Annotated in this window: 23 protein-coding genes and 2 pseudogenes; 10 read left to right on the top strand and 15 right to left on the bottom strand. The window is 65.0% G+C overall.

The annotated features are described in order from the left end of the window. Nucleotides 1-2: 2 nt before the first annotated feature. Nucleotides 3-1,073: a helix-turn-helix transcriptional regulator gene (locus tag DV701_RS13295; protein WP_162803034.1), complete on the bottom strand. Its 1,071-nt coding sequence runs from the start codon at nt 1,071-1,073 to the stop codon at nt 3-5. Between the two features lie 602 nt (nt 1,074-1,675). Between DV701_RS13295 and DV701_RS13290 the strand changes: the two genes are divergently transcribed. Further along, nucleotides 1,676-2,500: an MBL fold metallo-hydrolase gene (locus DV701_RS13290; RefSeq protein ID WP_114928914.1), complete on the top strand. Its 825-nt coding sequence runs from the start codon at nt 1,676-1,678 to the stop codon at nt 2,498-2,500. Here DV701_RS13290 and DV701_RS18305 read toward each other — a convergent pair. The 3 genes from DV701_RS18305 to DV701_RS13280 are packed head-to-tail and all read right to left on the bottom strand — an operon-like array spanning nt 2,497 to nt 4,941. After that, a complete protein-coding gene (locus DV701_RS18305; protein WP_162803032.1) occupies nt 2,497-3,123 on the bottom strand; it encodes an HAD family hydrolase in 627 nt (208 codons plus the stop codon). The two genes, DV701_RS13290 and DV701_RS18305, sit on opposite strands and share 4 nt — an antisense overlap. 29 nt (nt 3,124-3,152) lie before the next feature. Continuing rightward, on the bottom strand, nt 3,153-3,917 hold the full coding sequence (locus DV701_RS13285; RefSeq protein WP_228255028.1) for an NTP transferase domain-containing protein: 765 nt from the start codon (nt 3,915-3,917) through the stop codon (nt 3,153-3,155). Continuing rightward, nucleotides 3,907-4,941, bottom strand: a complete 1,035-nt coding sequence (locus tag DV701_RS13280; protein ID WP_114928910.1) for a hypothetical protein — start codon at nt 4,939-4,941, stop codon at nt 3,907-3,909. The genes DV701_RS13285 and DV701_RS13280 overlap by 11 nt, the downstream gene beginning before the upstream one ends. Before the next feature lie 661 nt (nt 4,942-5,602). Here DV701_RS13280 and DV701_RS13275 point away from each other — a divergent pair. Continuing rightward, nucleotides 5,603-7,015 carry an FAD-dependent oxidoreductase gene (locus DV701_RS13275; RefSeq protein WP_324616589.1) on the top strand — a complete coding sequence of 471 codons (1,413 nt, stop codon included), beginning with the start codon at nt 5,603-5,605 and terminating at the stop codon, nt 7,013-7,015. Between the two features lie 401 nt (nt 7,016-7,416). Here the strand turns inward: DV701_RS13275 and DV701_RS13270 are convergent, their stop codons facing one another. After that, on the bottom strand, nt 7,417-7,710 hold the full coding sequence (locus DV701_RS13270; RefSeq protein WP_202863532.1) for a hypothetical protein: 294 nt from the start codon (nt 7,708-7,710) through the stop codon (nt 7,417-7,419). 331 nt (nt 7,711-8,041) lie between these two features. Further along, complete coding sequence (locus DV701_RS13265) at nt 8,042-8,668, bottom strand: transcriptional regulator (protein ID WP_162803031.1); 627 nt, start codon at nt 8,666-8,668, stop codon at nt 8,042-8,044. A 312-nt stretch (nt 8,669-8,980) separates the two neighbouring features. Between DV701_RS13265 and DV701_RS13260 the strand changes: the two genes are divergently transcribed. Both DV701_RS13260 and DV701_RS18300 read left to right on the top strand, forming a co-directional pair. Next, nucleotides 8,981-10,090, top strand: coding sequence for a winged helix DNA-binding domain-containing protein (locus DV701_RS13260; RefSeq protein WP_162803030.1), 1,110 nt, complete (start codon nt 8,981-8,983; stop codon nt 10,088-10,090). Nucleotides 10,091-10,194: 104 nt separating this feature from the next. Next, a pseudogene (locus tag DV701_RS18300) lies at nt 10,195-10,361 on the top strand (transposase); the annotation flags it as partial. Between the two features lie 151 nt (nt 10,362-10,512). Here DV701_RS18300 and DV701_RS13255 read toward each other — a convergent pair. The 3 genes from DV701_RS13255 to DV701_RS13245 form a co-directional block, all read right to left on the bottom strand. Beyond that, nucleotides 10,513-10,812 carry a hypothetical protein gene (locus DV701_RS13255; RefSeq protein WP_114928902.1) on the bottom strand — a complete coding sequence of 100 codons (300 nt, stop codon included), beginning with the start codon at nt 10,810-10,812 and terminating at the stop codon, nt 10,513-10,515. A gap of 146 nt (nt 10,813-10,958) precedes the next feature. Then, nucleotides 10,959-11,678 carry a hypothetical protein gene (locus DV701_RS13250; protein ID WP_162803029.1) on the bottom strand — a complete coding sequence of 240 codons (720 nt, stop codon included), beginning with the start codon at nt 11,676-11,678 and terminating at the stop codon, nt 10,959-10,961. Between the two features lie 207 nt (nt 11,679-11,885). After that, on the bottom strand, nt 11,886-12,272 hold the full coding sequence (locus DV701_RS13245; protein WP_114928898.1) for a hypothetical protein: 387 nt from the start codon (nt 12,270-12,272) through the stop codon (nt 11,886-11,888). Nucleotides 12,273-12,405: 133 nt separating this feature from the next. Between DV701_RS13245 and DV701_RS13240 the strand changes: the two genes are divergently transcribed. After that, nucleotides 12,406-12,948 (top strand): RNA polymerase sigma factor, encoded by a 543-nt coding sequence (locus DV701_RS13240; protein ID WP_114928895.1) that lies wholly within the window; start codon nt 12,406-12,408, stop codon nt 12,946-12,948. Then, nucleotides 12,945-13,544: a hypothetical protein gene (locus DV701_RS13235; protein ID WP_114928893.1), complete on the top strand. Its 600-nt coding sequence runs from the start codon at nt 12,945-12,947 to the stop codon at nt 13,542-13,544. The genes DV701_RS13240 and DV701_RS13235 overlap by 4 nt, the downstream gene beginning before the upstream one ends. Nucleotides 13,545-13,767: 223 nt before the next feature. Here the strand turns inward: DV701_RS13235 and DV701_RS13230 are convergent, their stop codons facing one another. Further along, nucleotides 13,768-14,385, bottom strand: a complete 618-nt coding sequence (locus tag DV701_RS13230) for a GNAT family N-acetyltransferase (RefSeq protein WP_162803028.1) — start codon at nt 14,383-14,385, stop codon at nt 13,768-13,770. A gap of 475 nt (nt 14,386-14,860) precedes the next feature. Here DV701_RS13230 and istA point away from each other — a divergent pair, with 475 nt between their 5' ends. The 3 genes and pseudogenes from istA (at nt 14,861) to DV701_RS13215 (ending at nt 19,045) form a co-directional block, all read left to right on the top strand. Next, on the top strand, nt 14,861-16,504 hold the full coding sequence (gene istA / locus DV701_RS13225; RefSeq protein ID WP_114928889.1) for an IS21 family transposase: 1,644 nt from the start codon (nt 14,861-14,863) through the stop codon (nt 16,502-16,504). Beyond that, a complete protein-coding gene (gene istB / locus DV701_RS13220) occupies nt 16,501-17,319 on the top strand; it encodes an IS21-like element helper ATPase IstB (RefSeq protein ID WP_114928888.1) in 819 nt (272 codons plus the stop codon). Before istA ends, istB begins: the two co-directional genes overlap by 4 nt. Nucleotides 17,320-17,738: 419 nt before the next feature. Further along, nucleotides 17,739-19,045, top strand: a pseudogene (locus DV701_RS13215) (ISL3 family transposase). Nucleotides 19,046-19,260: 215 nt separating this feature from the next. Here the strand turns inward: DV701_RS13215 and DV701_RS13210 are convergent. The 4 genes from DV701_RS13210 to DV701_RS13195 form a co-directional block, all read right to left on the bottom strand. Then, entirely contained in the window at nt 19,261-19,467 is a 207-nt protein-coding gene (locus DV701_RS13210) for a hypothetical protein (protein ID WP_114928887.1), read from the bottom strand. Between the two features lie 199 nt (nt 19,468-19,666). Beyond that, a complete protein-coding gene (locus DV701_RS13205) occupies nt 19,667-20,374 on the bottom strand; it encodes a hypothetical protein (RefSeq protein ID WP_162803027.1) in 708 nt (235 codons plus the stop codon). Between the two features lie 1,523 nt (nt 20,375-21,897). Further along, nucleotides 21,898-22,155, bottom strand: coding sequence for a type II toxin-antitoxin system RelE family toxin (locus DV701_RS13200; RefSeq protein ID WP_114928885.1), 258 nt, complete (start codon nt 22,153-22,155; stop codon nt 21,898-21,900). Beyond that, nucleotides 22,155-22,436: a type II toxin-antitoxin system Phd/YefM family antitoxin gene (locus tag DV701_RS13195; RefSeq protein WP_228255027.1), complete on the bottom strand. Its 282-nt coding sequence runs from the start codon at nt 22,434-22,436 to the stop codon at nt 22,155-22,157. Before DV701_RS13195 ends, DV701_RS13200 begins: the two co-directional genes overlap by 1 nt. 448 nt (nt 22,437-22,884) lie before the next feature. Between DV701_RS13195 and DV701_RS13190 the strand changes: the two genes are divergently transcribed. Continuing rightward, nucleotides 22,885-23,454 (top strand): hypothetical protein, encoded by a 570-nt coding sequence (locus DV701_RS13190; protein ID WP_114928884.1) that lies wholly within the window; start codon nt 22,885-22,887, stop codon nt 23,452-23,454. A gap of 32 nt (nt 23,455-23,486) precedes the next feature. Here the strand turns inward: DV701_RS13190 and DV701_RS13185 are convergent, their stop codons facing one another. Then, nucleotides 23,487-24,665, bottom strand: a complete 1,179-nt coding sequence (locus DV701_RS13185) for an IS110 family RNA-guided transposase (RefSeq protein WP_114928883.1) — start codon at nt 24,663-24,665, stop codon at nt 23,487-23,489. Nucleotides 24,666-24,813 lie beyond the last annotated feature (148 nt).

The following is a 24,813-nucleotide window of genomic DNA, read 5'->3' as shown; positions in this document are numbered from 1 at the left end:
CACTAGGCGGAGGAGCGCACCACCGGTGCGTGGGAGAGACGGGCGAAGAGCTCGGGCCGGCTGCTGACGCCCAGCTTGGCGAAGACCGACTTCACGTGGCCCTTGAGGGTGTCCGGCGTGATCCACAGCTCGGCGGCGATGTCTGCGGTGGCCATCCCGGTGAGGAGGAGCTGCGCCACCTGCCGCTCTCGGGGTGTGAGCTCGTGCAGGTGCATGAGCAGGCACGCGACGTCGGCGCGGCGCGCGGGCTCGAGCAGCACCGCAGTCTGCCCCGCCGTCTCCAGGCAGCTGCCGCGCACGACCAGCCACTCGCCGCTGACCGCCCGGACCTTCGCGACCGCGGGCGCCCCGTCGACATCGCCTGCGGCGAGCGCACGGGCGCGCATCGCCACCTCGTGCAACACGGCGGACCGCTGGAGCCGGTCGTCGTCGACCGGGCCCAGCCAGTCGAGCGCGCGCGGCGTGCTCGAGACGACCCGCCCGTCGTCGTCGAGGACGACGATGCCGGGCGTCTCCTGAGCGGGGTCGAACCATGCCTCGTCGAGGAGCAGCCCCGTGCGGATCCCGTGGGCCACGTGCGGCGCGATCCGCGCCAGCAGGTCCACCTCGCGCAGGGTGAACCAGGGCGCGTCGGCGGTGCGGGTCAGGCAGACGTGGCCCCAGCAGACGTCTGCGGTGCAGAAGACGGCACGCAGCTCGTCGCCGAAACCGTTCGGCTCGTAGACGGCTCGCCAGCGTGGGCTGAGCTCCAGGCGCCCGTCCGTCGCGGCGCTCAGCGAGGCGGCGGCCACGCCGGTGCGGGCGAGGTCGACGAACTTGGTGAAGTCGTCCTGAGAGAGCTCCAGTTCCATGAGCGACAGGTGCGCGGTGCGCGGCACATCCTGCTCGTAGACCCCGTTGAGGAGCATGGTGTCAGGGTCGACGAGGATCCAGCCGGCGGCGTCGTAGGGCACCTGCCGACGGACGAGCGCTGCGACCCGCTCGTAGAGCGCGAACGCGTCCTGTGGGCGCGCGCACTCCCGAGCGACCGACTGAACGAGACGGTCGTCTCGAGCGCGGGGGGGCGTTGCCATACTCCCATCTTCCCGCGCCGGGACTGGCGTGTCCACGGTGTGCCGGTGGCGTTCTCGGGTCGGGCGGACCGTGCGCACGAGTCCCTCGACCTGGGCCGCGGACAGGCAGTCTTGCGCCGCCAGGGACGAGCACGAGCAGGAGCTTGTGCAGCGGTGAGATCTTGCGGGTGTGCTCGCCGGCCACTGATCAGTCGCAGGATCCGATCTGTCGCACGTGTCGCGGGCTCTCCAGCAGGCGCACATTGCGTCCCCGCCGACGACGTCGTGTCAGCCGGGACCCACTTCGAGACACGACCCACTGCAGGAGCGTGATTCTGAGACGTGCTCCGCTGCGCATGGTCGTGACAGCACTCAACCGCCGATGTGCGTACGCTGGGTACGGCAACGAACGCGGTCGATCACGCCGGGCGGACCATCGAAGAACCACGCAGATGAGCCCGACATGCGATCCATAAGCTCGCGCCTGTCCCCCTCGTGAAGCCGGGCAATCGGCACACTCGAGATGGGCCGGCCCACGCAGCTGTCGGCGAACGTCGGGGTGGGGAGGTTAGAATACTGTCCGACGGTGCGTGGCTAGCAATAGATCGGACTGGAGGCTCCCTATGTCGCACGATCGAGTCCTACACCTCTCGCCCGATAGCCACATGACCGTTCTCGGATGTGCGTCCAATTCAGCGAGCGGCCCAACAACCTCGTTCGTAGTGTACGCAAATGAAAAGGGCTTACTAATCGATACCGGAGTCGACCCAATAGGTCGACTCACATACAATAGAGAAGACGTTGCTCAAGTGTCGAGCGTGATCGTGACACATTCGCATTCAGATCACTGCGCAGGATTCGCGAATTTCGTCTTCACACGCCAACTCCTAGCGAAAAATTGCGACGGCATCCCACCATTGCAGGTTTACGCCAACAGGCAGACACTGAACGCGCTTGATTCGCAGTTGAAGACCCAGTATCCGAACCGCGAATTCGACGTAATTGAAAACGAAGTCATAGCCGGGGAAGCCATGCGGACGCCCGAGGGCTTCACTTTAGTCTTCCTAGATAGTGCTCACGAAGTTCCGGCTGTCTCCGCGAGAATCACTCACGATTTGCATGATTGGACCATTGGCATTCAGTCCGATAGTGCGCCGTCGAACCGCTTTCTCAAGTTTTTCGAAGGTGCAACCGTCCTCGTTGCAGAGGTCCACTCGCTCGAGACTGATTCCGGTCGGTTGCGTAGGGTCCACGAGAGGGGCCACTCAGGGCTGGCGGACGCAGCACGGCTTGTGGAAATGGTCCAGCCCGAAGTTGCAATTCCTTTCCATTTGCCATCTGAGTTCTTCTCAAGTGCCGCAGCGGCCGCTACCGTCGCTGCCGCATTGGGCGAGGCTGGTCGGAGGGGTTTGCAATGTCTTCCGACCATTGGGCAGTGCACGGACTAGAGCGTGCGGAACGGCGAGAAGTGAATAAACGGGACGCCTAATCGTTCTGCTGCCAGTTGGTCATGTTCTGAATCACCTATGAAGAGACATGCTGATGGCTGCCTCCCGCAAGCAGCCGCCAGCATGCTGTACTTATCCACTTCGTCCCGGTCCGTGGCGCGACCCAGGACTTGAATCTCCGGACGCGGTTGGGTCGCACATTCATAGGTTCGCTGTAGCAATTGCTGAGACTCATCGATGGCACCTTGGGAAACGATAAAAACATCCGTCTCCGCTGCCAGCCACGTCAAGAGATCGCGCGCAGGGCCGATCAACGTCTCCGTACCTTGCAGTTCGCGGAGCCTTACGCGCTTGCGCGCCACCACCTCATCGAGGAGGGAAGTGTTGATCTCTAAGCGCTCCATCACAGCCATCAGAAATGATCTCGAACTACCACCCAGTCTCAGTTCTTCTTCGATGACTTGTGTAGCTATGCTCTTCTCGTCCTCGGTGCACAAACGCATGGCCTCGATAGACGCTCTTACGTGGAGGGGGTCGCGCTCAAAGAGTGTTCCACCTAAGTCAAAAGCAACACATTTCCGAGGCAGCAGCGTTTCAATGGAATGCCGCAAATCGAGAAACATGTTCCTCGTGGGGTAAGGGCTATCAATACTCAAGGAAGCCGCTCCCATTCCTGCTTGTTTGAGGCGATCCACTCAGCGGTGCGCAAGGCGTCAATGTCTCTATCAATGTCGAACACCGGGTCCTCGACAGAAGCAGTCACGCGACAATATTCGTCAGCGATAAGGGCTCGCACGAGTTCGCCACTGCTCCGAGCTGCTCGGAGTGCTTCATGCCGTGAACACAGCTCCAGTAAGGTGGTGCGTCCTGCCGAAGATAACCATCGAACATTCGCAAAGACGGTAGAGCTGGGAGGTATGCCTTTGGAGAAAGCGGTCACTAAACCGGAACTATGCAAATGAACCCAGATAGGGTCTTCATCTTCTACATAATGCGTAACAAGAAGGTGCAACTGAGGTCCTGGCGTAGTCAGTGAAATGTCTTCTAAGAGCCTCGTGACCGCCCCAGTTCGCATGACCGTATCGGCTGTCCCCACCACGATTGGCCCCGGCTTCGACTCGACCAAAACACGCAGCATCGCCTGTCCAGTGCCACCACCGAGTTCCACTCTGACAAGCTCGAAGTGAAGTGAGGACCATCGAGACCGCAAATGCTCGAACAGTAGCTCATTCTCAGGCCATGTAGCTACGTATATAACGCCGATGCCAGCTGCAGCCATACTACCCACGGTGTAATTTATCAGTGGCTGGCCCAGCAGAGGGGTCAAGCCCTTTTGTCCCTGTGCCATCAGCATCCTCGAACCCTGCCCCCCTGCAAGTATGGCGCCGACGGGAATTGTCTCTTCCCTAGTGCCCAAGGGTTGTCACTCGCTTTCGTGCTAAGGGGATGAGGTCGCTCCGAATCCATGCCGCCAGATCCTGACTGGAACGCCACTCCGGTGCAATGCCTGCCCAGATTAGTTCGAAGTCTTTAGCAAACCTATTTACTACGGCGCTGCTATAGATAAACAGCGAGTTCACTCGGTAGTGGTCGTCCACACGTACCGGCTCATGGAGCACCACCACGTCTCCGCCGAGCAGGTGGTACTTTAGCGGGATCCTGGCATCCGTGATGCCGGCATGATACGTGGGGCAATTCAAAAGATGGTGAATCCAACGCTCAAGGCTATCAACCACTTCTTGTGGCGAGAGGTTGGTGCCACTCGCAGGCCGCCCACGTTGCTCAACGTATGCGAGCAATTGTGAACGAGAGTATATCTCTCGGCAAGGAACACCGGCCGACAACTTTTGGAGGAAATTGTTCCTTCGCTCGAGTTGCCCGGTACGGTAACCGATGGCGTCTGGGTGGCCCTCGCCGTAGCGGCCTTCCGCGATCCTTTGGATCGCGCCTTCTCCGAGAAAGTGCGGAGCAATACGGTACTGGATTAACGCGAAGGATTCGGCGGCCTTTTCCGCCGCAAGGATGTGCTCCCTATAGTCGGAAACCGTCGCATTGACGAGGATTTCGGCGTCGAGCGTTAACGCCGGGGGGGTGATGACGTCAGTGACTAAAGCCTTGTGAATGTCACCGTCCAGCTGGGCCTTGAGGGAAGCACGCTGCCTCCACTGGTAGGAGCCCACGTGCATCGCGAGGGCAGCAACGCCGCTGCAGATGAGCAAAGCCAAGGATGAAGTGAGTGACGGCGCCACATCTGCAGGCAGGAACTGGATCAGGAGCGCAATAAACCCCAAGTAGGCCAGTGAGAGTCCAACATGGTGCTTGATTGGTCTCCGTCCCCCCGGATCTGGGTCCGCGGTGTACAGCCACGTGACTGCGATGGTGATGGCTAGGCCCGCGATCACGCTGGCGATCGTGGCGTTCAGTTCGCTGTCCCAGAGCACGGGCCCATGCTAGCGACAGGATGTGCGAAGGCTGAGACACCCGCTTCCGTCCCTGTGTCTGGTTCCCCGGCCTTGTTACGCGGTGGCCGCTGCCGCGACATCCGCCCTGGCTTGAGCACGGGGCGTTGCTCTCCTGTGCAGCCCAGTCTTGAACGTGCCCGTGCCTGTCGTCGTGGTGGTGGTTGGGTCAGGATCACCGCCTTCAACTCGGCCGCGCAGCTACGTCGCATGGGCCGATCAGCACCTACAAACCGCGGCCCCCATCATCGGTCCGATTCAGCCACCGTCATCGTCAAGTCGCACAGTGAATCTTCGGCCCGGGGGTCAATAGCTTGGCGACAGTGGTGTCTCAAACAACCCGACGCACAACGGCTGGAGATGATCGGGACATTGAGGTGAAGCCGGCGAGACAAGCTGGACGGCCAGGGTAAGGGCGTGGATACATCGGTTGTGCCTGCATCGCAACGAGTATCGGCTCGACGGCCCAAAGCTGCTGTCGGGACATTACGATGTTCGAGCACAGGCGCGGGCCGCGCGGCGGTGGCCCCGCCGCTGGTCCCCTCGCGCACTGATGTCGAAGCCCAATAGGCGCGAGCGCGGGCTGGGCTCTGGCGTCCGAGGACTAAGTACCTGATACTGACCATGCCCCACTGGTGGTCTGTTGGGTCGAGAGAGGCGGGACCCCGATTTGCGCTGCACAGAAGTCTTCGATCTTATCGTACTCGGCGCCGGCATAGCCGGTCACACGGTTGCGACGTCGGCGGCGGAAGCTGGCTTGAGTGTGCTCATGCTGGAAAAGACTGAGGAGGTGGGCGGGTCATCTGCGATGAGCGGCGGGTGGTTTGCCTTCTCTGGTACAGCAAAGCAACGCGAACGTAGCGTCGGCGACTCAGATCACTTGTTTATGCAGGACCTTCTTCGAACGGGCGACGGTCAAAGCGACCGCACTTTGTTGAGGGCCTACCTAGCGAAGCAACAGGAGACGTATCTTTGGCTGAAGAGACACGGAGTCGTCTTTCGGGCCCTCGAGTTGAGCGCCGGGATGAGCGCGGCGCGGGCTCACCAAGCTCACATGCACCGTACGCTGAGCATTCTGCAGGAATTCTTTGTAGCCGCGGGCGGCGCCATAAGGGTGCGACACCGGGGACTGCGAATGCTGCAAGCTCGCTCGGGAAAGGTGATTGGCGTGGTGGCAGACACGCCGGGGGGCGAGTGCTCGTTCGTAGGCCGCGACGGCGTCGTTCTAGCGACCGGTGGATTCACACGGGCCGTTGATCTCCTGCAGGAGTTTGTGCCTGACCAACTATCCGCCCTTCCGCATGGCGGTAAGGGAAACACCGGGGACGGCTTGAAAATTGCGCGCTCGCTCGGAGCTGGTCTTGCGGACATGTGCTCCGTTTCGGGCACCTACGGCGCGCACCCAGGTTCTGACGACGCTTGCGATGAGTTGGTCACCGCTTATTACAAGGGCGCCATTGTAGTAAACCAGGATGGGAGGCGGTTCGTCAACGAGTCCGTCGACTACAAGACGTTGGGTCGGGCGGTGCTCGCGCAACCCGGGGAAGTGGCCTTTCAAATCTTCGATTCGAAAATACGAGCGATGTGTCGAGAAAGCGATTTGATCAAGGACCTCGATTCCCTTGAGCAGAAGGGCCACTTGCAGAAAAGTGATACGATCTGCAGACTGGCGCAATTGGAGGGTATCGATGCTGCCGCACTTGCTGATAGCGTTGTTCGATATAACCGCGGAGTCGCGACCGCGACGGACGAGTTCGGTCGTACGCATCTGTGCAGCGGTTCCGGCAATCTGATAGAGATCGACACGCCGCCCTTCTACGCTTACCGCTCGAAGTCGGTCATGACCTCAACCTACGGCGGCTTGACGACTGACAGTTGTGGCCGCGTTCTCAACGTGCACCAGGCCGTGATGGAAAATCTGTACGCAGTGGGTGAGATCACCGGGGGGTTTCACGGTGCGGGTTACATGACCGGCACCTCGCTGGGGAAAGCGACTGTATTCGGGCGGATCGTTGCTCAGCATGTTGTACGTAGTCATTTTCGCCGCAGCCTGTGAGGAGTGCGTACTTGTCCTGGCAAGGGCTGTCGGGGTTGGTGGCGAAAGGATCTCCCCGCGTGTACGGCCCCTCTCTCTCCATGTGGGCGATCCCAGCCGGGTCGTGGGAGATGTCCGAGCCTGGAGTGACCAAAAGGGGTCTGCGCCGGCTCGGAGTCTCTCCGGAGCCACAGCACCTGTATTGGGGCGGACCAGTCAGCTCATTCCGTCCTCGTCGCCCTGGCAACACCTTGAGACAAGCCCACAGCTTTGCATTGACGCAACCCAGCCAGTTCGAGAGCCGGGCGTTTCCCTTGCTACTATCCTGGCTGGCCCTCTCGACGGCACGAGTGGCGCTGCCCACGAGGGGGATGACGTGGCACCTGAACAAGTTGGTATCGTGTTCGGGGATACCGCGGTATTCACGGCGGTTGAAGTTGCGGCCTTCTGGACGCTGCGCCTAGCCACGTGTATCCGCCAGCGCGGGCCTTCGGCAGCAGCCGTTTGTCGCTGATCCGTGCCCTGGCCGTGTCGACACAGGCGGCGACGAGGCCACGCACATCCTCGTAGTTCGCCGGCCGAGGCGCTTTGACCGGGCGGCCCTGACCAGCGGCGTGACGTTGCACGTCCCGCTTGACGGTCTTGTGGGTGGTGCCGCAGATATCAGCGGCGCCACGGTAGGCGCCCACGGTCTCGTAGGCGGTGATGATGTCCAACTCTTCCCCCATTTTCTTAAATGGAGCTCCCTGGGCGGTGCGGTGACTGGCTTAGACACCGACACCGTCACCGCCCAGGGGCTCAACTCATGGACGACACGAGCAGAGGGTGGGGACACTTGCCTGGCCACCAGCTGGGACCTCACGTGGCCACCAGTGGGGACTTTGCCCCCGGCATGGACACCCCCTCGCAGCGGTAGCGCCAGAGCGAACGACTGCTATCTCGCTTCAAGCCGGACGTCTCGAGGCGGCCCGCCATCCGGGCGAAACGTCCGGAAATGCCGCGACCTGCGCAGTCTGATTGCTTCGTCTTGACGGCTCGCTCGTGCCCTTAGAACTCTGTCCCCCTCGTGATGCCGAGGGTGGCCAGTAAGTCCTCGTGCAGCTGTATCCAGACAAGATTCACCGCAGCCACCTCTGGTGAGTCGACCCATCGGTGGTCTCCATCCCAGGCTTGTGCCAGGGCTGCGTCCATGCGCGGTTGGTGAACCCCGAACCGGGGCACCTCGGCGGCAAGCACCGCCATAACGTTCCCCAGCTCGGCCACGAGACGGTCCAGCTCGCGAAGAATCGCCCGGTCGTATCCGGCATCCAAGTGGTCGTTGAACACGAGCGGATCATCGTCTGTAGGCCTGAGCTGCCAGCGCGTCATGAGGGGGCCAAGACGTTCATTCAGTGGCAGAAAGCGCCCGTGCCCATCCACCACGTTCTGCCGTGTGCCGTGAGCATCGAGGTCATCGCTCAACATCTGCTCGCCCTGCCGCCGCCCCAGATCCGTCATCGACCAGCCGCTGCCGTCGGTATAGGCGGGGCGACGGGCCAAACCGCGCGCCTCCGCATCCAGAAGGTTCTCCTGAACGTCCCCCGGGTCAAGCCCGTACAGTTCCCCGACCTGCCGGGCTGTGGCGTGACCGAGTACCCGAACACCGTGGAGCGACAGCACAGAAATCGACGACACGGGTACAAGCGTATGCAGCGCCAGCAAGCAACACCGCCCGGCTGCGCGTCCGGGTCGTGGGGCGACGCGTCCCTGCGACTGGCAGGCCACCACACGGGTGTGTCCCCCACGGGGTCGAGCGCAGATTGAGGCACTGTGAAAGGCCGCCAGAGGCGCGCATCTGCCGCCTGCAGGGTGTCCGTCTCCCACACGACTCTGTGGCACCGGTGTCACCTGTCGGTGCGGCAGTCCCTATCGATGGTCGCGCATCGTGGTGGAAGTGCGTGCTGGTGTGGTCTAGTTGTTGTCGTGGCGGCGTGGACTCGGGGAGCGATGACGTACGAAACGATGGTTCGCCAGGGGCTGTCGTCGCGCCAAAAGACCGGGGCAACCGATGCCGTGCGATCGGTGATGACACTGCAGGCTCAAGAACCGGCGTCCCTGTATCTTGCGCTCTGGAATCGCATCGATGGCTTTGAGGCGAGCGATCTTGACCGGGCGTTGGCCGACGGTGCGATCGTGAAGGCGTCGTTGTTCCGGTTCACGCTGCACGCCGTCGCCGCAAACGACATCCCATGGGCAAGGGCAGCGATGAAGAGTCGAGCACACGACGCCGGGTACTACGACATCCTTGACGGCATCGGGCTCAGTACGGAACGGATCGAAGGACTCCTCGAGCGGCTGTCGAAGGTGATCGCCACACCGCACAGCAACGCCGACATGGAGCGGCTGCTCTCCGAGCTCGTTCCTGAGGCCGGCGACCCGGCGCGACTCTGGTCGGCGTTGCGAATCGTCGGCGCCTTCCGGAACGCCCCGACAGCCGACCCCTGGTCGTTCGGTCGACGTCCGGCCTTCCTGCCATGCAGGAGTGCCGCCGATGACGAACCAGCCGCAACCGCTGAACTCGTGCGTCGCTATCTCACAGCGTTCGGCCCAGCGACCATCGCCGACATGTCGCAGTTCACCATCCTCAAGCGGTCGGCCCTCCGGGAGGTGGTGAATTCGATGGCCGATGTTGTCGCTGTCGCTGGGCCGGACGGAGCGCAGCTTGTCGATGTGAACGGTGGCGAGCCCCAACCGGAAGCCGAAAGGGCAACGCTCCCGCCGCGCCTGCTGGGGATGTGGGACAGCGTGCTGCTCGCGTATGCGGACCGCTCGCGCGTGATCCCCGACGAGCACCGCCCGCACGTCATCCGACGAAACGGCGATGTCCTCCCGACCGTGATGGTGGAGGGTCTCGTCCGAGGTGTCTGGCGGGCCTCGGCTGACGCGATCGAAGTCCGACCGCTGGAACCGCTGGACGATGCAACCCTCGAAGATCTCAACGGCGAAGCGCGGAATCTGCGACGTTTCCTTGCCGACCGAGAGCCTGCGGTGTTCTCCCGATTCGGGAAGTGGTGGGATCGTTTGCCCGACGGTCCGACGATCACGATCGGATCTTGAACGCCGACAAGTCTGGACCCGCCAGCCACGGGCTCATCAAGGACGACGCCCGGTTCATGGACCCTCTGCCGCCGACACTGCTCCTGCCCGACGCCCTGACCGAGGACGTCCTGACCGAATTCGACCGGCCTCGCATGAGCAACGGCCCACCAGGACCGTGAACGGTTGACTAAAGCACCTTCGCGGCCTGGCCCTCGGCTTCCGCAACCTCACCAACTACGTCGCCAGAGCACTCCTTCAGACCGGCGGATTCAGGCCGCGACTACACCCTGCAGTTACATGCCCGATCACTGTAGTCACAGGACTCACCGGCACGCGGGCACGATCGCAGTGCACGCATCTGCCGCCGGGCGCGCCGACCGAGGCCCATAGAGTTGTGCACGTCCACTACGCGCCGGACATCAGCGGCGGTGCGAGCGGACTCAAGCCTCTCGGAGGTAGCCAGTGGCGGGGTCGATCTCCGCGAGGAAGTTATGGATGTTCTCCCGGTGCTCTTCCAGAGACATGTCCCGAGTCGGGCCGAGGCCGAACCCGTAGCCTGGATTCGGGCCGCTGCTCCACACGTAGTCTGTCCCTCCCTGTCCATCCGCTCGCACCTCGAATACCTCACCGTCGACGTCGAGCATCAAGGCGGGACCCGTCATGCTCGTGTCAGGCTCCGTGCACACGCCTGGCTCCGCAGCAGCGTCGATGTCTACGTCTTGTGGGTAGTGATCACGCACTCCACCATCATCCGCTAGGCGGCCTAATAAGGGCACGGATCTGCCGCGGGTCGGTCGCCTGAGACTCTGGCGGTGTTTCGCGGAACAATTCCTCTATCGAGGGCGGGCGCTGAGCAGACGGCCGACGATTCGCGATGGTTGAGGGTTCAGGGGCGGGTGCGCCAGAGTTGGCAGGGCCAGTCCCACTGCTCGGTGGGACCGGAGAGGCCGAACCAGTCCTCGAGCGCGGCGGCGATGAGTGCTTCCTGGTCCACGTCGTCGTCGATCCCGTCGTCCCGGACCGGCGTGAGGTTGGCGGTGTCTGGGTTGATGAAGTGCCGAGCCGTATGGGTGGGATCGGACCCGTCCATGACAAAGCCCGACCCATAGCGAACAGGCCCTTCGGCCAGGAGGAACTCCGGCTCACCGCTGAGGAAGAGGGTCCGGGTGCCGTCGGGCTCGACTACCAGGTTCTCCGCCGGCTCGGCCGCGATCAGGGCATGGATGTCGAGCTGATACTCCGAGGACACGGGCACCAGTCGCGGCTCGGGCTCGGGACGGTGCACGACGCCGTCCCACAATCCCTGCTCGAAGGCTTCCATCCGGCCTCGGGCGAAGGGGCGATCAGTCAGCCCGAGGTCGACCTCGCGCACCCTGACCCCGGCTTTCCAGTGCGTCCAGGCCGCGGCGTCGATCACTTCGTTGAACGTCACTCGGTGCACGGTGTCGGCTTGCGCGCGCAGGGCGGGCCAAGGACCCTTGCGCGGGCGGAACGGCAGCATGTACCGAGCTGCCAGCCAGAAATGGGCTTCTGTCTGCCCAGCAGCGACGACGTCGAGATCGGCATCCGAGGTAAGGAACGCGCCCATAGTGCTCTCATCGCTCACCTTTTCCACCGAACGACACGAGGCTCGGAGCACCTCCGTGGCGTCCGGGACAGCAACACTTCCGGTGCGGCTCCACCGCACAACGTCGAAACTCATACGGTCCCCGGGCTCCGCCGGGCTCACGAAGACCTCCACGGGCCTCTCCGACGCAATCACCAGCGCAGCCTACCCAGGAGTGGGACACCCATCCGGTCATGTCGCTGGTCGTCAACCCATGGATTGCAGCGCCGGCCTGCTTAAGCGGCCATACGCCAGAATCCCAGCGGCGGCCGCGAGAAGCACCACGGCAAAGAGCAGCCAGGGCATCGGGTCGAGGAGTTCCCCGCAGCCAGACACGCTCGGGGTCGCGATGCACTCATCACCGGGCCCGCCACGGTTCCGCCAAGCGACCGAAAGCAACGGAGCCGTCGCGCCCGCGAGGAGCCACGGCAGATCCCATTTCCAGTTCCTCAGGGCGGCAGCCGCAATCGCGATCGCGAGGACGGGGAGACCCACGGTCATTAGGGACAGGCCGAAGAACGTGATGACGCTGCCGGCGATGAGCCAGGCCAGCAGACTCCACATGCTGCCGATGCGGTGAGCCATGACGCTCATCCACCGACCATAGCGGTCCGCGGAGCGCCCACGTCCGACTCTGCCGTCGACGGGTCCGGGCAAGATCACAATGCCGGGACGACTGCTGGTCTACGGTGTGTCACACTCGGCCCGCCATCGACGAAGAAGAGTCATGAAAGAGATCGGGACGGACCAGGATGCGTTCGAGGCGTTCTACCGCGAGCACCTGAGCTTCGTCCGGAAGTACGTCGCACGCCGTGTCGACGACGCCCATACTGCCGCTGACCTGACGGCCGACATCTTTTTGGCCGTCATCGAGTCAGCGCACCGGTACGACGAAGCCAAAGGGTCCGCGGGCGCCTGGCTGACCGGGATTGCACGCAACGTCGTGGCTGATCACCAGCGGAAGAATGCACGCGAGCTGCGTGCTCTGGGCAAGGTCAACGGACGGGCCTTGCTGGATGAAGCTTCGGTCGAACGGATCAACCAGAGGCTGGACGCCGAGCGCGCAACCCGCCAGTTGTACCGGACTCTGCAAACCTTGCCCGCCACCCAGCGCGCAGTTGTGGAACTGGTCGCCATCGACGGACTCAGCCTCACCGAGTCCGCCGCCGTCCTGGGCATCACCGCTGCGAACGCGAGAACCCGATACCACCGCGCCCGGACCCGGCTCCGCAGCGCTCTGCCGACAACACTTAGCGAGGTGCCCTCATGACGACTCAGCTCGACGACTTCGAGACCCGGCTGCTGCAATCGCTGCGCGCAGAGGTCGCCCAACGGCACCAGCCTCGCCCCCGGCGAGGATTGCTGATCGTTGCCGGTGCCGCGGCGGCAGCAACCGCGTTCATTGTCGTCCCGGCACTGAAGCCGACACCCGCGTTCTCCGTCAGCGAGGGCAACGCTGGAGAGATCAAGGTCACGATCACCCGACCAGAGGACGCCTCGGGCCTTGAGCGCGCACTCGTCGAGCACGGCATCAACGCCGACATCACCTACCTGCCGGACCTGCAGACGTGCTCCCCTGGGCGCTTCCAGAAGAGCGAACGGGCCACCCCCGGGCTGATGACTTCGATCAGCGATCAGAGCATCGCGGTCACGATCCCACCTGGGGCGGTACGTGACGACGAAACGTTCGTGCTGACTTGGTCAGTCCTGCCCATGACCGACGACGAGATCGCGGATCAGAACCTCGATCTTCCCGATCATGTAACCGTTGTCAGCGGCTCACACTCCAACGTTGACTTCGCCGTCGCCTCCGGACCGGTTAGCCCATGCGAACCAGTCCTCGCACCTGGATCACCCAGCCCGTAATCCAAGCGTCCGGCGTGTGCTGCAGCGGCCCGGCTCGGAGCTCCGACAGACGCACTACTTTGCCGCTGTGAACGCGTAGCGTCCGACCATGCCGCACTGGGCGTGGCCGCACGCTACTGCCGCTGGTCGCCTGCTGCTCGACCGTGCCGCTGCGGGGACAGCAGAACCGAGTTCACGCGTGGGCGCACCCCGACACGAGCCCTTCCGATGGAACCAGCAAGCGTTACCCAGGACGGCGCGCCATCTCGACGTCCACCAGCAGCGCAGCGTGCGCCTCGTTCCAGGTCTGCGCTGGTACTCGCGCCATCCCCGGTTCCAGAACGGAGTGCCAACCGTCCCGCATCACGCCGCGGTGGTTCAGCAGCGCCGGGACGGCGAGCGGCAGGGGAAATCCGTTTCGCCACATTGGCTTGTAGCTTGCGACGTTCCCCACGTTCGCTTGCCAGACCAGCAGCTCCCAGCCGAGCGAGCCGAAGGCATGGTCAAGCGCTAGCGCCACAGCCCCGGTCATGGCGCCCCGGCCACGGGTCCGTGGGTGGGTAACGTAGCCAACATCCCCCGAGGCATGCTTTCCCTCGCCCCCTCCGGAGCGTAGATCGATCGTGCCGGCATACGCCCCATCCTTCTCGATCGCCCAAGAGACACGATCGGGCGACGGCTCGATCATCTCCGCGAGGTACTCCTTTGCCATCTCCTTCGAGTAGGGCGTCGGCACCGTGGTCCAACGGACAGTCTCGGGATCGATACACCGCTCAAGGACTGGCCCGAGGTCGTCCATCGTGTGCGGTCGAAGGGACACACCGGGACCGGTCAGGACGGGGATCTCGAGTGCGTCGGACATGCCCGAAACGCTACCTGCTGGACGGAGCACCGCCAGGCCGTGGACGCCCGCATCTGCCGCTGTGAACGCGTAGCGTCCGACCATGCCGCTGTGAACGCGTAGCGTCCGACCATGCCGCTGCTCGCTAGTCTGCGTCTCCTTGGTGCTTCTCTTGCCTGGAGTCGTGCGTGTGCGGGTGGTCCAGTCCTGCAGTGCGGATGAGCTCTCCTTGCAGAAGGGCAAGGCGGCGTGTGGTGCCGGCGTAAGAAGGCGCCCTGACTTCGCGCCGGTCCGTCCGCTCCAGAACTAGTTCGCTCAATCCAGGAATGGGTGTCGCCTGCCATGAGCATGGGACCGCTCTGAGCGGTTTTCTGCCAGCTTCATGGGACCACCTGGGTTGCCAGTCATGGGACCACCCGGCGCGCCTGCCTGGTGGGTCCTCGGATCGCTCGTTGGATCGTCTCGTCAGCGTCGTCGACGTGGAGGTTCAGCGGGCATGGGATTCAGGGAGGTCAGCGTGATCGAGGTCAGAGAAGTGCTGCGCGGGTGGCTCGAGGGAGCCGGGCTGCGCACCGTGGCCGAGCGGGCCGGGGTCGACCGCAAGACCGCGCGCCGGTACGTGCAGGCCGCCCAGGAGGCCGGGCTGGAGCGCTCGGCCGGGTGGGCCGCGGTCGACGACGCGCTCGTCGGCGCGGTCGTGGAGGCGGTGCGCCCGGCACGACCGAACGGGCACGGCGCCTCCTGGGAGGTGCTGCTCGCCCACGAGGAGGCCATCACCGCCTGGGTCAAGGGCGAGGGCAAGGACGCCAGGGCGCTGTCGATCGTGAAGATCGAGGAGCTCCTGGCCCGGCAGGGCGTCGTGGTGCCCTACCGGACGCTGCACCGGTTCGCCACACAGCGGTGCGGCTACCGGACCAAGGAGACCACGGTCCGCGTGGACGACGGCGAGCCGGGCGTGGAGCTGCAGGTCGACTTCGGCCACATGGGCTACCTGGTCGACCCGAGCGACGGGCGACGCCGCAAGGTCCACGCGTTGATCTTCACCGCCGTGGTCTCCCGGCACGTGTTCGTCTGGCTGACGTACTCCCAGACCCTGACCGCGGTCATCGCGGGTTGCGAGGCCGCGTGGGCCTTCTTCGGCGGCGTGTTCAAGGTCCTCATCCCGGACAACCTCAAGCCGGTCGTGACCGACGCCGACGCGGTCAACCCGCGCCTGTCCACCGGGTGGCTGGACTACGCCCAGCACGCCGGGTTCGTCACCGACCCCGCCCGGGTCCGCTCCCCCAAGGACAAGCCCAGGGTAGAACGGGCGGTCCAGTACGTGCGCGGCAACTTCTGGGCCGGGGAGGACTTCACCGACCTGGCCGATGCCCAGGCCCACGCCCAGGCGTGGTGCGCAGGGCGGGCCGGGATGCGGATCCACGGCACGATCCAGGCCCGCCCCCTGGAGGTGTTCGCCCGCCTCGAGGCCGGCTGCCTGCTGCCCGTGCCGGCACACTACGACCAGCCCGTCCTCACCCGGGTCAAGGTCCACCGCGACTACCACGTCGAGGTCGCCAAGGCGCTGTACTCGGTGCCCGAGGCCCACCTGGGCCAGTACCTGGACGCCCGCGCCGACAGTGAGCTCGTCAAGCTCTACACCAGCGGGCCCGGCGGCGGGCGCCTGGTCAAGACCCACCCCCGGCAGGCACCCGGGCGACGGTCCACCGACAGGGCCGACCTGCCCGAGCACAAGGCCGGGTACGCCATGCGGGACCTGGCCGCCCTGATCGGCGCCTGCACCGGACACGGGCCCAGCATCGGCATCTACGCCGAGCGGCTGCTGCAGGTCCCGCTGCCCTGGACCAGGATGCGCGCGGTGTACCGCCTCCTGGGCCTGGTCCGCCGCTACGGGCCCGAGGCGGTCGAGGCCGCGTGCTCACGCTCCCTGGACCTGGACGTGGTCTCCGTGACCAAGATCGCCGCCATGCTCGAGCGCGCCACCGAGCACACCGCACCGGTGCTGCCCGCCGCGGCAGGCGGCCCCACAGGAAGGTTCGCCCGCGACCCGGCCGAGTACGCCGGCGCCGGGCCCGCCCGGCTCACCCTCCTCCCCGGCGGCGCAGCCGCCACCACCAAGCCCGAAGGAGAGCACTCATGAGCACCACCGCCGCGCACGAGGCCAGCACCCTGGCCGGGCCCGTCGACCCGGTCGGGGTCGACCTGACGCGCACCCTCAAAGCCCTCAAGCTTGGGCAGATGACCCAGACCCTGCCCGAACGGCTCGTCCTTGCCCGAGCGCGCAAGATGGGCCACGCCGCGTTCCTGCAGCTCATCCTCGACGACGAGATCACCCGCAGGGAGTCCCGCTCGGCGATGCTGCGCGCCGCGAAGGCAGGCCTGGACCCCTCCATGCGGCTCCAGTCCTGGGACGAGCTGGAGGACCTGACCTACGACCGGGCCATGCTGTCCGACCTGACCACCCTGGCCTTCACCGAGGCCGGCAACAACGTCCTGCTCCTCGGTCCCGTCGGCGTGGGGAAGACACACCTGGCGACCGCGCTGGGCCACATCGCGATCCGGCGCCGCCTGAGCGTGCACGCCGCCCGGGCGGACAAGCTGTTCACCCGGCTACGCGCCGCTCGCCTGGACAACACCCTGGAGGCCGAGCTCCGCAAGCTCGCCCGCGTCGACGTCCTCATCCTCGATGACTTCGCGCTCCGAGCCCTGGACGCCACCCAGACCAACGACTTCTACGAGCTCGTCGTCGAACGGCACCGCCGCGCCAGCACGATCGTGACCTCCAATAGGGAGCCCTCCGAATGGCTGACCATGACCAGCGACGCGCTGCTGGCCCAGTCCGCCATCGACAGGCTCACCTCCGGAGCGCACACCCTCGTCATCGAGGGCCCCTCCTACCGCCAACGCGACACCCACCGGCGCGGCACCCTTGACACCAAGGAGCAGGACCAGTGATGCTCACTCACACCCCCAGGTGGTCCCATGCTCGTGGCAACGAGGTGGTCCCATCACGCTGGCAAGCGACAATGGGTGAGCCCCACGTGTAGTACGGGGAGTACGGTGCCAGGTGAGCTCGACGCAGACTCGAGTATGGGATGCGAGCTCTGAAGACCATGCCTTGCACCGTGGCCCCGTCGCCGTCCAAGACGACCTTCTGACGGAGGGCCAACACGAGGTAGAACGAGCACACGGCGAGAATGACTTGCACGATGCGCCAGTTGTCAGGGTTCTCAAGAGGTGCAGGTAGCACGAGCAGGGAAACCGGCTCTTCGCAGATGAGGGTGTAGAGGTCCGTCCGCGCGTCGGTGCCGGGGTAGGTGTCGAGGTCTTCCGATGATGGGAGTTCTCACACCGCCCACCGGGAAGACCTCGACGTGCCTGACGCTACCTTCACCTGCCCTGACCTGACCACCTTCTCGTCTGGACGACCTCGGCCTGGAGGTCACCGGCCAGCTCATCGAGCCTCACCGGGCCGTCTTGAAGTGTCGGGTCGTGGAAGCCGATGACTGGTGCAGGCGGTGCGGCTGCCAGGGCACCCCACGCGACACGGTGACCCGGGAGCTGGCGCACGAACCGTTCGGGTGGCGCCCCACGACCCTGTTGATCACCGTGCGCCGCTACCGGTGCCCCGGACTGCGGACACGTGTGGCGTCAGGACACCACCAAGGCCGCGCCGCCGCGGGCCAAGATCTCGCGCGCCGGGCTGCGGTGGGGCCTGGTCGCGATCGTGATCCAGCACCTGTCCATGTCCAGGGTCGCCGAGGGCCTCGCGGTGTCGTGGAACACCGCCAACAACGCGGTCCTGGCCGAAGGACAGCGTCTGCTCATCGCTGACCCGGCCCGCCTGAACGGCGTCAAGGTCGTCGGGGTCGACGAGCACGTGTGGCGGCACACGCGCAAGGGGGACAAGTACGTCACCGTGATCATCGACCTCACCCCGGTCCGCGACGGTACCGGGCCCTCCCGGCTGCTGGACGTGGTCGAGGGCCGCTCGAAGAAGGCGTTCAAGGACTGGCTGGCCGAGCGGGACCAGGCCTGGCGGGACGGCATCGAGGTCGTGGCCATGGACGGGTTCTCTGGGTTCAAGACCGCCACCACCGAGGAACTGCCCGACGCGGTCACGGTCATGGACCCCTTCCACGTCATCCGGTTAGCCGGGGACGCGCTGGATGAGTGCCGACGCCGCGTGCAGCAGGACCTGCACGGGCACCGCGGCCGCAAGGGCGACCCCCTGTACTCCGCACGGCGGACCCTGCACACCGGCGCCGACCTGCTCACCGAGAAGCAGCAGGACCGCCTCGACAAGCTCTTCGCCGGCGATGAGCACGTACAGGTGGAGTGCACCTGGGGCATCTACCAGCGGATGATCCACGCCTACCGCGACCCCGACCGCGCGGGCGGCCGTACCGAGATGCAGTCCGTCATCGACGCCCTCACCGACGGCGTCCCGGGGCCGCTGGTCGAGCTGCGCAAGCTCGGCCGCACCCTGACCAGACGCGCCTGCGACGTCCTGGCCTACTTCGAGCGGCCGCGCACCAGCAACGGACCTACCGAAGCCGTGAACGGTCGACTCGAGCACCTACGCGGCCTGGCCCTGGACTTCCGCAACCTCACCCACTACATCGCCAGAGCTCTCCTGGAAGCCGGCGGATTCAGACCCCAACTACACCCTGCATTGTGAAGAGCCGGGAAACCGCGACGGCGAACCCCAGATGCACCCCGATGCTGACTGGGCTGCGCAGAACCTTTCGCTCCGCGGTACGTCTCACAAGCGGAGAGTACAGTCGCACGCTTCTGCCGCTGTGGTCGCGTAGCGTCCGACCATGCCGCCTGGAGAGTGCTCGCACACTCCTGCGCACCAGTGGTCGCCGGCAGTGGTCTCGTGGGCCGGCTCCCTCATCCACCGATGTCGGGAGTAGTTGGTAGAACCGCCTCGACAAGCCGGTGCGCCATCCACTCCGCGCGCGTCTGTGAGGCTTCCACCAACCAGCCGATCATCTGCTCGGGATAGAAGACGAGGACAGTGAGAGCGAAGAGCGTGCCCATCGCGGTCTTCGCCCACCGAGTGCGCAGGATCGCCCAAGCCATGCCCTCCAGCTCCACAACTCCCCCAATCGTCTACTGATCACCGTGCCGTTGTAGTCAAGACGCGCGACTCTGACGGATAGTTCCCAATTGGTCGTCAACTCGGCATAGGAGCTCGCCACTCACTGCTGCCGAATGAAGTCGGCCTTGGTATTGCCAGGCGCCAGCCCGACGGCCCCGCCGCCTGCTGCACTTGACGGCACAGTCTGCGGAGCGCCTAGAACTCCCAGGCCCACGCGCCATCGACACCCATGTTCATGCCGTTCAGCGTGATCGACCCTGACTCCACACTCGTGTCCAGAACGATCCTGCCCTTCACCTCTTCCCCGGGTCCGATCGTCTGGGGCAGCACTTCGTTTTCGTTCAGGCACCCATACGCGTTGCCGACGGAGTCGTTCTCGCGCTTGCTGTCTTCGTCGAAGACAGAGAAGCCGTGTGAGGAGATATTCACCTGGCCAAATGGGTCCTCAGCAAGCTCCGGCATGGTGTGGACCTCAAAAGTGAGCGCCACGAACTGCCCGTTCTTAGCCGGTTGCGCGTAAGGAGAAGTGCACGCGACATCGACCTCGATGTCGGTGACCCGGAACACGGTGGTGAAGTCGCCGTTGGGCAGGGTCATGCCTGCCCATTGACCGACGTCTTTGACCAGGTTGCCACGGGAGTTGGTCTCGGGCTCACCGAAGTCGTATTCGCTCGCGTTCCCGTCCTCCGTTGTCGCGGAGCTTGCCTCGGCGGCATCTTCCGTCGTGGGATTCGGGCTGCTCGTTCCTGTGACCTCGGAGTCGTCCGACGACGGCGAAGGTGCCGCCGCAGGCTGGGTCACCGTCTCCGTCACAGTCACCATTTGTGGACTTGTATCCCCGCCGCAGGCGCTCAGCACCATCGCTGCGCACCCAGTTGCCATCATGGCGAAAAGCCGCGTCATGTCTTGCCCCTCCACTTTGTCCCTGCCGTATCGGGAGGGACGCTAGCAGTCGTGGGTGACAGGCCCTCAAGCGGGATGCGCGTTTGTGCGCCTACTGATTTCCCTTAGTAGGCGACGTCACGTGGACGCGCAGGGCAGGGACTTCGCGCTCTCGAGAGTTGGATCTTGTTGCAGTCCGCCGCCACGGTCGCACGCTTCTGCCGCCAGGAGCGTGGTCGCACGCTCATGCCGCGCGTTGCTTGATCTCTGGAGTGAATCTGGCTCGCGTTCACTCGCCAGCGGGTGCTGAGTCCAGTTCTGCTGACGATTCGACACCAGAGGACGTAGTGCATCTCACGGTGTAGGACTGGGCGGTTGTCTGCAGCTGGCCTTGACCGTTCTCCTCCGAGGAAACTGAAAGCACTACCTGCCCCGAAGCATCGGATATCTCGACCACTCCGGCCCCCAGGACCGAGACCTCATGCGTGCCAGCCGCTACATCTGAGCGGTTGAGCTTGCACCCATCCATGACGACCTCCAAAGGCGCGCTCTCCGGGTCTGGGGACGGATCACCAAGGCATCCGGCGACCGTCAGGGCAGAAACCAGCATCAGAAGCACACGGAGACCGCCGGCGCTCGTCTTCGGACGGTTCGTACTCTTGCCCATTCCCTGCTCCTTCGCAGAAGACCTCCTCCAACATACGCCGATGGACGGCGCTTGACCGGCACCCGCCATCGTCTGAGGGGGACGAGGCCACACTTCGGAGGGGCGGAACAACGGTCCGACGGGTCAACAGAACGTCACTCTCATGCCGCTGTCGGCGCGCAGCGTCCGACCATGAGTCTGGTGAGGAGGCTCGGATCGCCGTCGAGATGCGGACGGGTCTGGTCGCAACGTCACGGTTCGGTCGCGTTCTACCCTCTGTCCTGGTGCGGTCAGACGAACTGGCGCTACGTTCAGTCATGCGCAGCAGGGGAACCGCCGTCCTCGTCCTCACCGCCAGCTTCGGCCTAGCCTTCTGGCTCGGCACCGGACCACTGGCCCTGCTCTACACCCCCCACTGGGCCGCCGAGGCAATCCCCGTTCTATTTGGGCCCTTGGCCCTGATCGCGGCCCTGCTCGCGCCCCGCTCAGTGCCTTGGAGCCTTGGTGGATACGGCGTGGGAGTCATCCTCGGTGAAGTGATCGGCGAGCATACTTACGCGGCACAGCAGGCGCACTTGAACGCGCAGTTGGCCGACCCCGCGTACTTGCAGGACTGGGAACCGAGCCACCCCGGATGGTGGATCGCAACCCTTGCTTTTCTGACCCTGACCGGAACCGGCTGCTGGCGAGGGCGACGAGCCGCCCGCCGCTCGGACACAGCATCGAACCGGACTGCCGCCCTCGTCGGTTCATCTCCGGTCACTGGTCCATCCATCGCTCGCGGTTCCCGAAGGCTGCACTGAGGCCGACGTCCCGGCATCCTCTTCTGCCGCGGGTCGGTCGGTTTACGAACTGGCTCAAGGTGCTCCGCGGGAGGCTCTTATGCCGATGGAGATCATCATCGGTAGACGTCTGCGCGGTGCTCGATCGCAATGACGGTCACGCGCTCATCGATCCGGTAGATGATCCTGTACGAGCCGCGTCGTGCGCTGTGCAGTCCTTCGAGGTCGAAGCGCAAGGCTTTGCCGACGCGCTGGGGATTGCTCGCGAGTGGGCCGTAGATGAACTCGATGGCCGCCGTGGCCACTTTTTCGGGCAGTCGCTGCAGAGCGCGCTTGGCCGTAGGCGTCCACGCGACCTCGTACTGCTCCGTCATCAGGCGCGCAGCCTCGCAAGAATGTCCTCCTTGCTGAGGGCCTCGGCCTCGCCAGCCACGAGCTCGGCAAGGCTGTCTCGGACCTGACTGATGAGTCTTGGTCGGCTCACGACCTTCAGCGTCTCCTCCAACGACTCGAGGTCATCGGCGCTGATCACCACAGCCACCGGCTTGCCGTGCCGAGTGATCACCACCCGGTCATGCTCGCGCTCGACCTGGTCCACCACCTCGGACAGGCGATTCTTCACATCACGCAGGGCCATCGAAGTATCCACAATCATAGCCACAAGTGTAGCCACAACAGGCCGCAGGTCAACGCCCTGTCCTGCCGCTGTCGTCGCGTAGCGTCCGACCATGCCGCTGTCGTCGCGTAGCGTCCGACCATGCCGCTGTCGTCGCGTAGCGTCCGACCATGCCGCTGTCGTCGCGTAGCGTCCGACCATGCCGCTGTCGTCGCGTAGCGTCCGACCATGCCGCTGTCGTCGCGTAGCGTCCGACCATGCCGCTGTCGTCGCGTAGCGTCCGACCATGCCGCTGTCGTCGCGTAGCGTCCGACCATGCCGCTGTCGTCGCGTAGCGTCCGACCATGCCGCGAGTTGCCATGCCAGGGCCTCCCCTTAGGAGGGCTCCCCGAAGCATGCGGGCGGAGACGCGTGAGCCGCATCCCTTGCGGGCCGCTCGCACAAAGTTGCCACCTAGGCAGCGGCACGATCGGGCATAGTTGGCCTTATGCGACCGGTCGCCATCTCCCTTCTGGCTGCTCTCGTCGTCGCAGCCTGCAACGAGGACCTGGCCCCGAGCAATACCCCACCGACGCACTCCCCGGAGCTCATAAGTTCTGCGGACGCCAAGCCTGATGGCCTCATGCTGGAATGCGTGGACGCCATCGACAACGCGGCTGAGGTCCCGACGGAGTATCAGGCCATCCTCGGCTCCGTGGCCCTTCCCACATCGGAGAGCGCCACGCACGCCCTCCAGGCCGTCCAACGACCAGATGAGCCCCCGCCGAACTACTTCGCCAAGACCGGGCTGCTACTACGGGCCAACGCGCCCATGAGCATCGAGGTTGAACACGCATCCCAGGGCGCGCTCATCGGGTGGGGCAGTCCACCAGCCTTCTCCTCCCGAGTCTGGACCGACGGCTGCGCCGGGACTGGGTGGTTCGCATTTCCCGGTGGGCTCATGGTCGCCGAACCGATGTGCCTTAATCTGACGGTCACGGTAGACGCCGACAGCGAGACGATCCACCTTGGGGCTGGCGCGGCCTGCAACGGTCAGCAACCACCGCCCTCGCCCTGACACCGCCCACACGCTACTGGCACCCCTCTGTGTCAAGACGCCGCTGGGAGGGAGGTTCTACGCTTGGTGGTGGCGGGTCCGGGAAGTGGCTTGTCCGAAGAGCCGGCATCGGGTTGTGAGCCGGTCACGCTGGAGTCAGAGTCGTCACCCCGTTGCCCTCCCGGGCCCGTCGCCGTGGGCCCGGCGAGGTCGTCGAGCATCGCCTTATAGACCAGGTCGGACAGGCGCCGTTTGAGGCAACGCATCGCTTCCATCGGCGTCTTGCCGGCAGCGACCTTGCGGTCGTAGTAGGCACGGCCCTCGGTCGCGTGCCGCAGATGGACGACGGCCATGATGTGCAGCACCCGGTTGATCTGCCGGTTCCCCTTGCGGGAGAGCCGGTGGTGGGTGTGGTCCCCGGAGGAGGCGTCCACGGGGGCGGTGCCTGTCCAGGACGCGAAGTGGTTGCGGTCGGGGAAGCGGGTGATGTCGGCGACCTCGACCAGCAGCCGCGCGGCGCCGGAGGGGCCGATGCCGTGCAGGTCGATCAGGCCGGTCCCGGTGGCTTTCACCAGCGACTTCAGCTCCTTGTCCGCGGCCTTGGTGCGGGCGTAGATCTTGGCCAGGTCCTCGGCCAGCTCGACCGCGTGGGCCTTGCGCACCTTGCCCGCCACGGTCGTCGGGCGGACCTTCTTGAGCAGCTCCTTTGCCTGCGCCGCGGACAGGGACCGCTTGGCCCCGCCGGGGATGAGCTCGAGCAGCAGCTTGTGCAGCTGGCACACCTTGCGGGTGTGCTCGGCCCCCAGGGACGCGCGCCGGTCCACGCACATGCGCAGCACCTCCAGCTGCTCGTCGTCGACGACTGGGCGCAGCCCGCCCATGCGGACACCGACCAGGGCGATGGAGTGGGCATCGGTGGCGTCGGTCTTACGGCCCTGGCCGGTGGCGAAGACCCGCACCCGCGCGGACATCTTCGCCGGCACGTCGACCACGTCCTCACCGTCAGCGACCAGGCGGGAGGCCACGTGCTTGCCGATCCCGGCGCAGCCCTCGACCGCCCACAGGCGCTGCGGCCACTGCCGCGCGTAGCCCAGCAGCTGGGCGTAGCCGTCGGCGTCGGTAGTGAACCGGCCGCCACCGACGACCTGCTCGTGGCTGGTCATCACCTCGATCGTGACGGTGCGCTTGTGCGGGTCCATCCCGATCACGACCAGCGGGTTCTCTGCGTCCATGCCCTTGCTCCCTTGCGTCGACATCACTTCGTGTCGAGCTGGGAGGGCACCGCTACGTACGGCTGGGCAAACCCCTCTCGAGCCTCTCCCGGCCCTGGCGGTGACCGGGGCGACGCAGGCCAAATGTAAGCCTCACGCCAACGGCGTG

The sequence above is a fragment of the Ornithinimicrobium avium genome, from assembly GCF_003351765.1.
In the GTDB taxonomy this organism is placed as follows: Bacteria; Actinomycetota; Actinomycetes; order Actinomycetales; family Dermatophilaceae; genus Ornithinicoccus; species Ornithinicoccus avius.
Note: the sequence above shows the minus strand (reverse complement) of the source record. Positions and strands in the feature narration are given on the sequence as shown.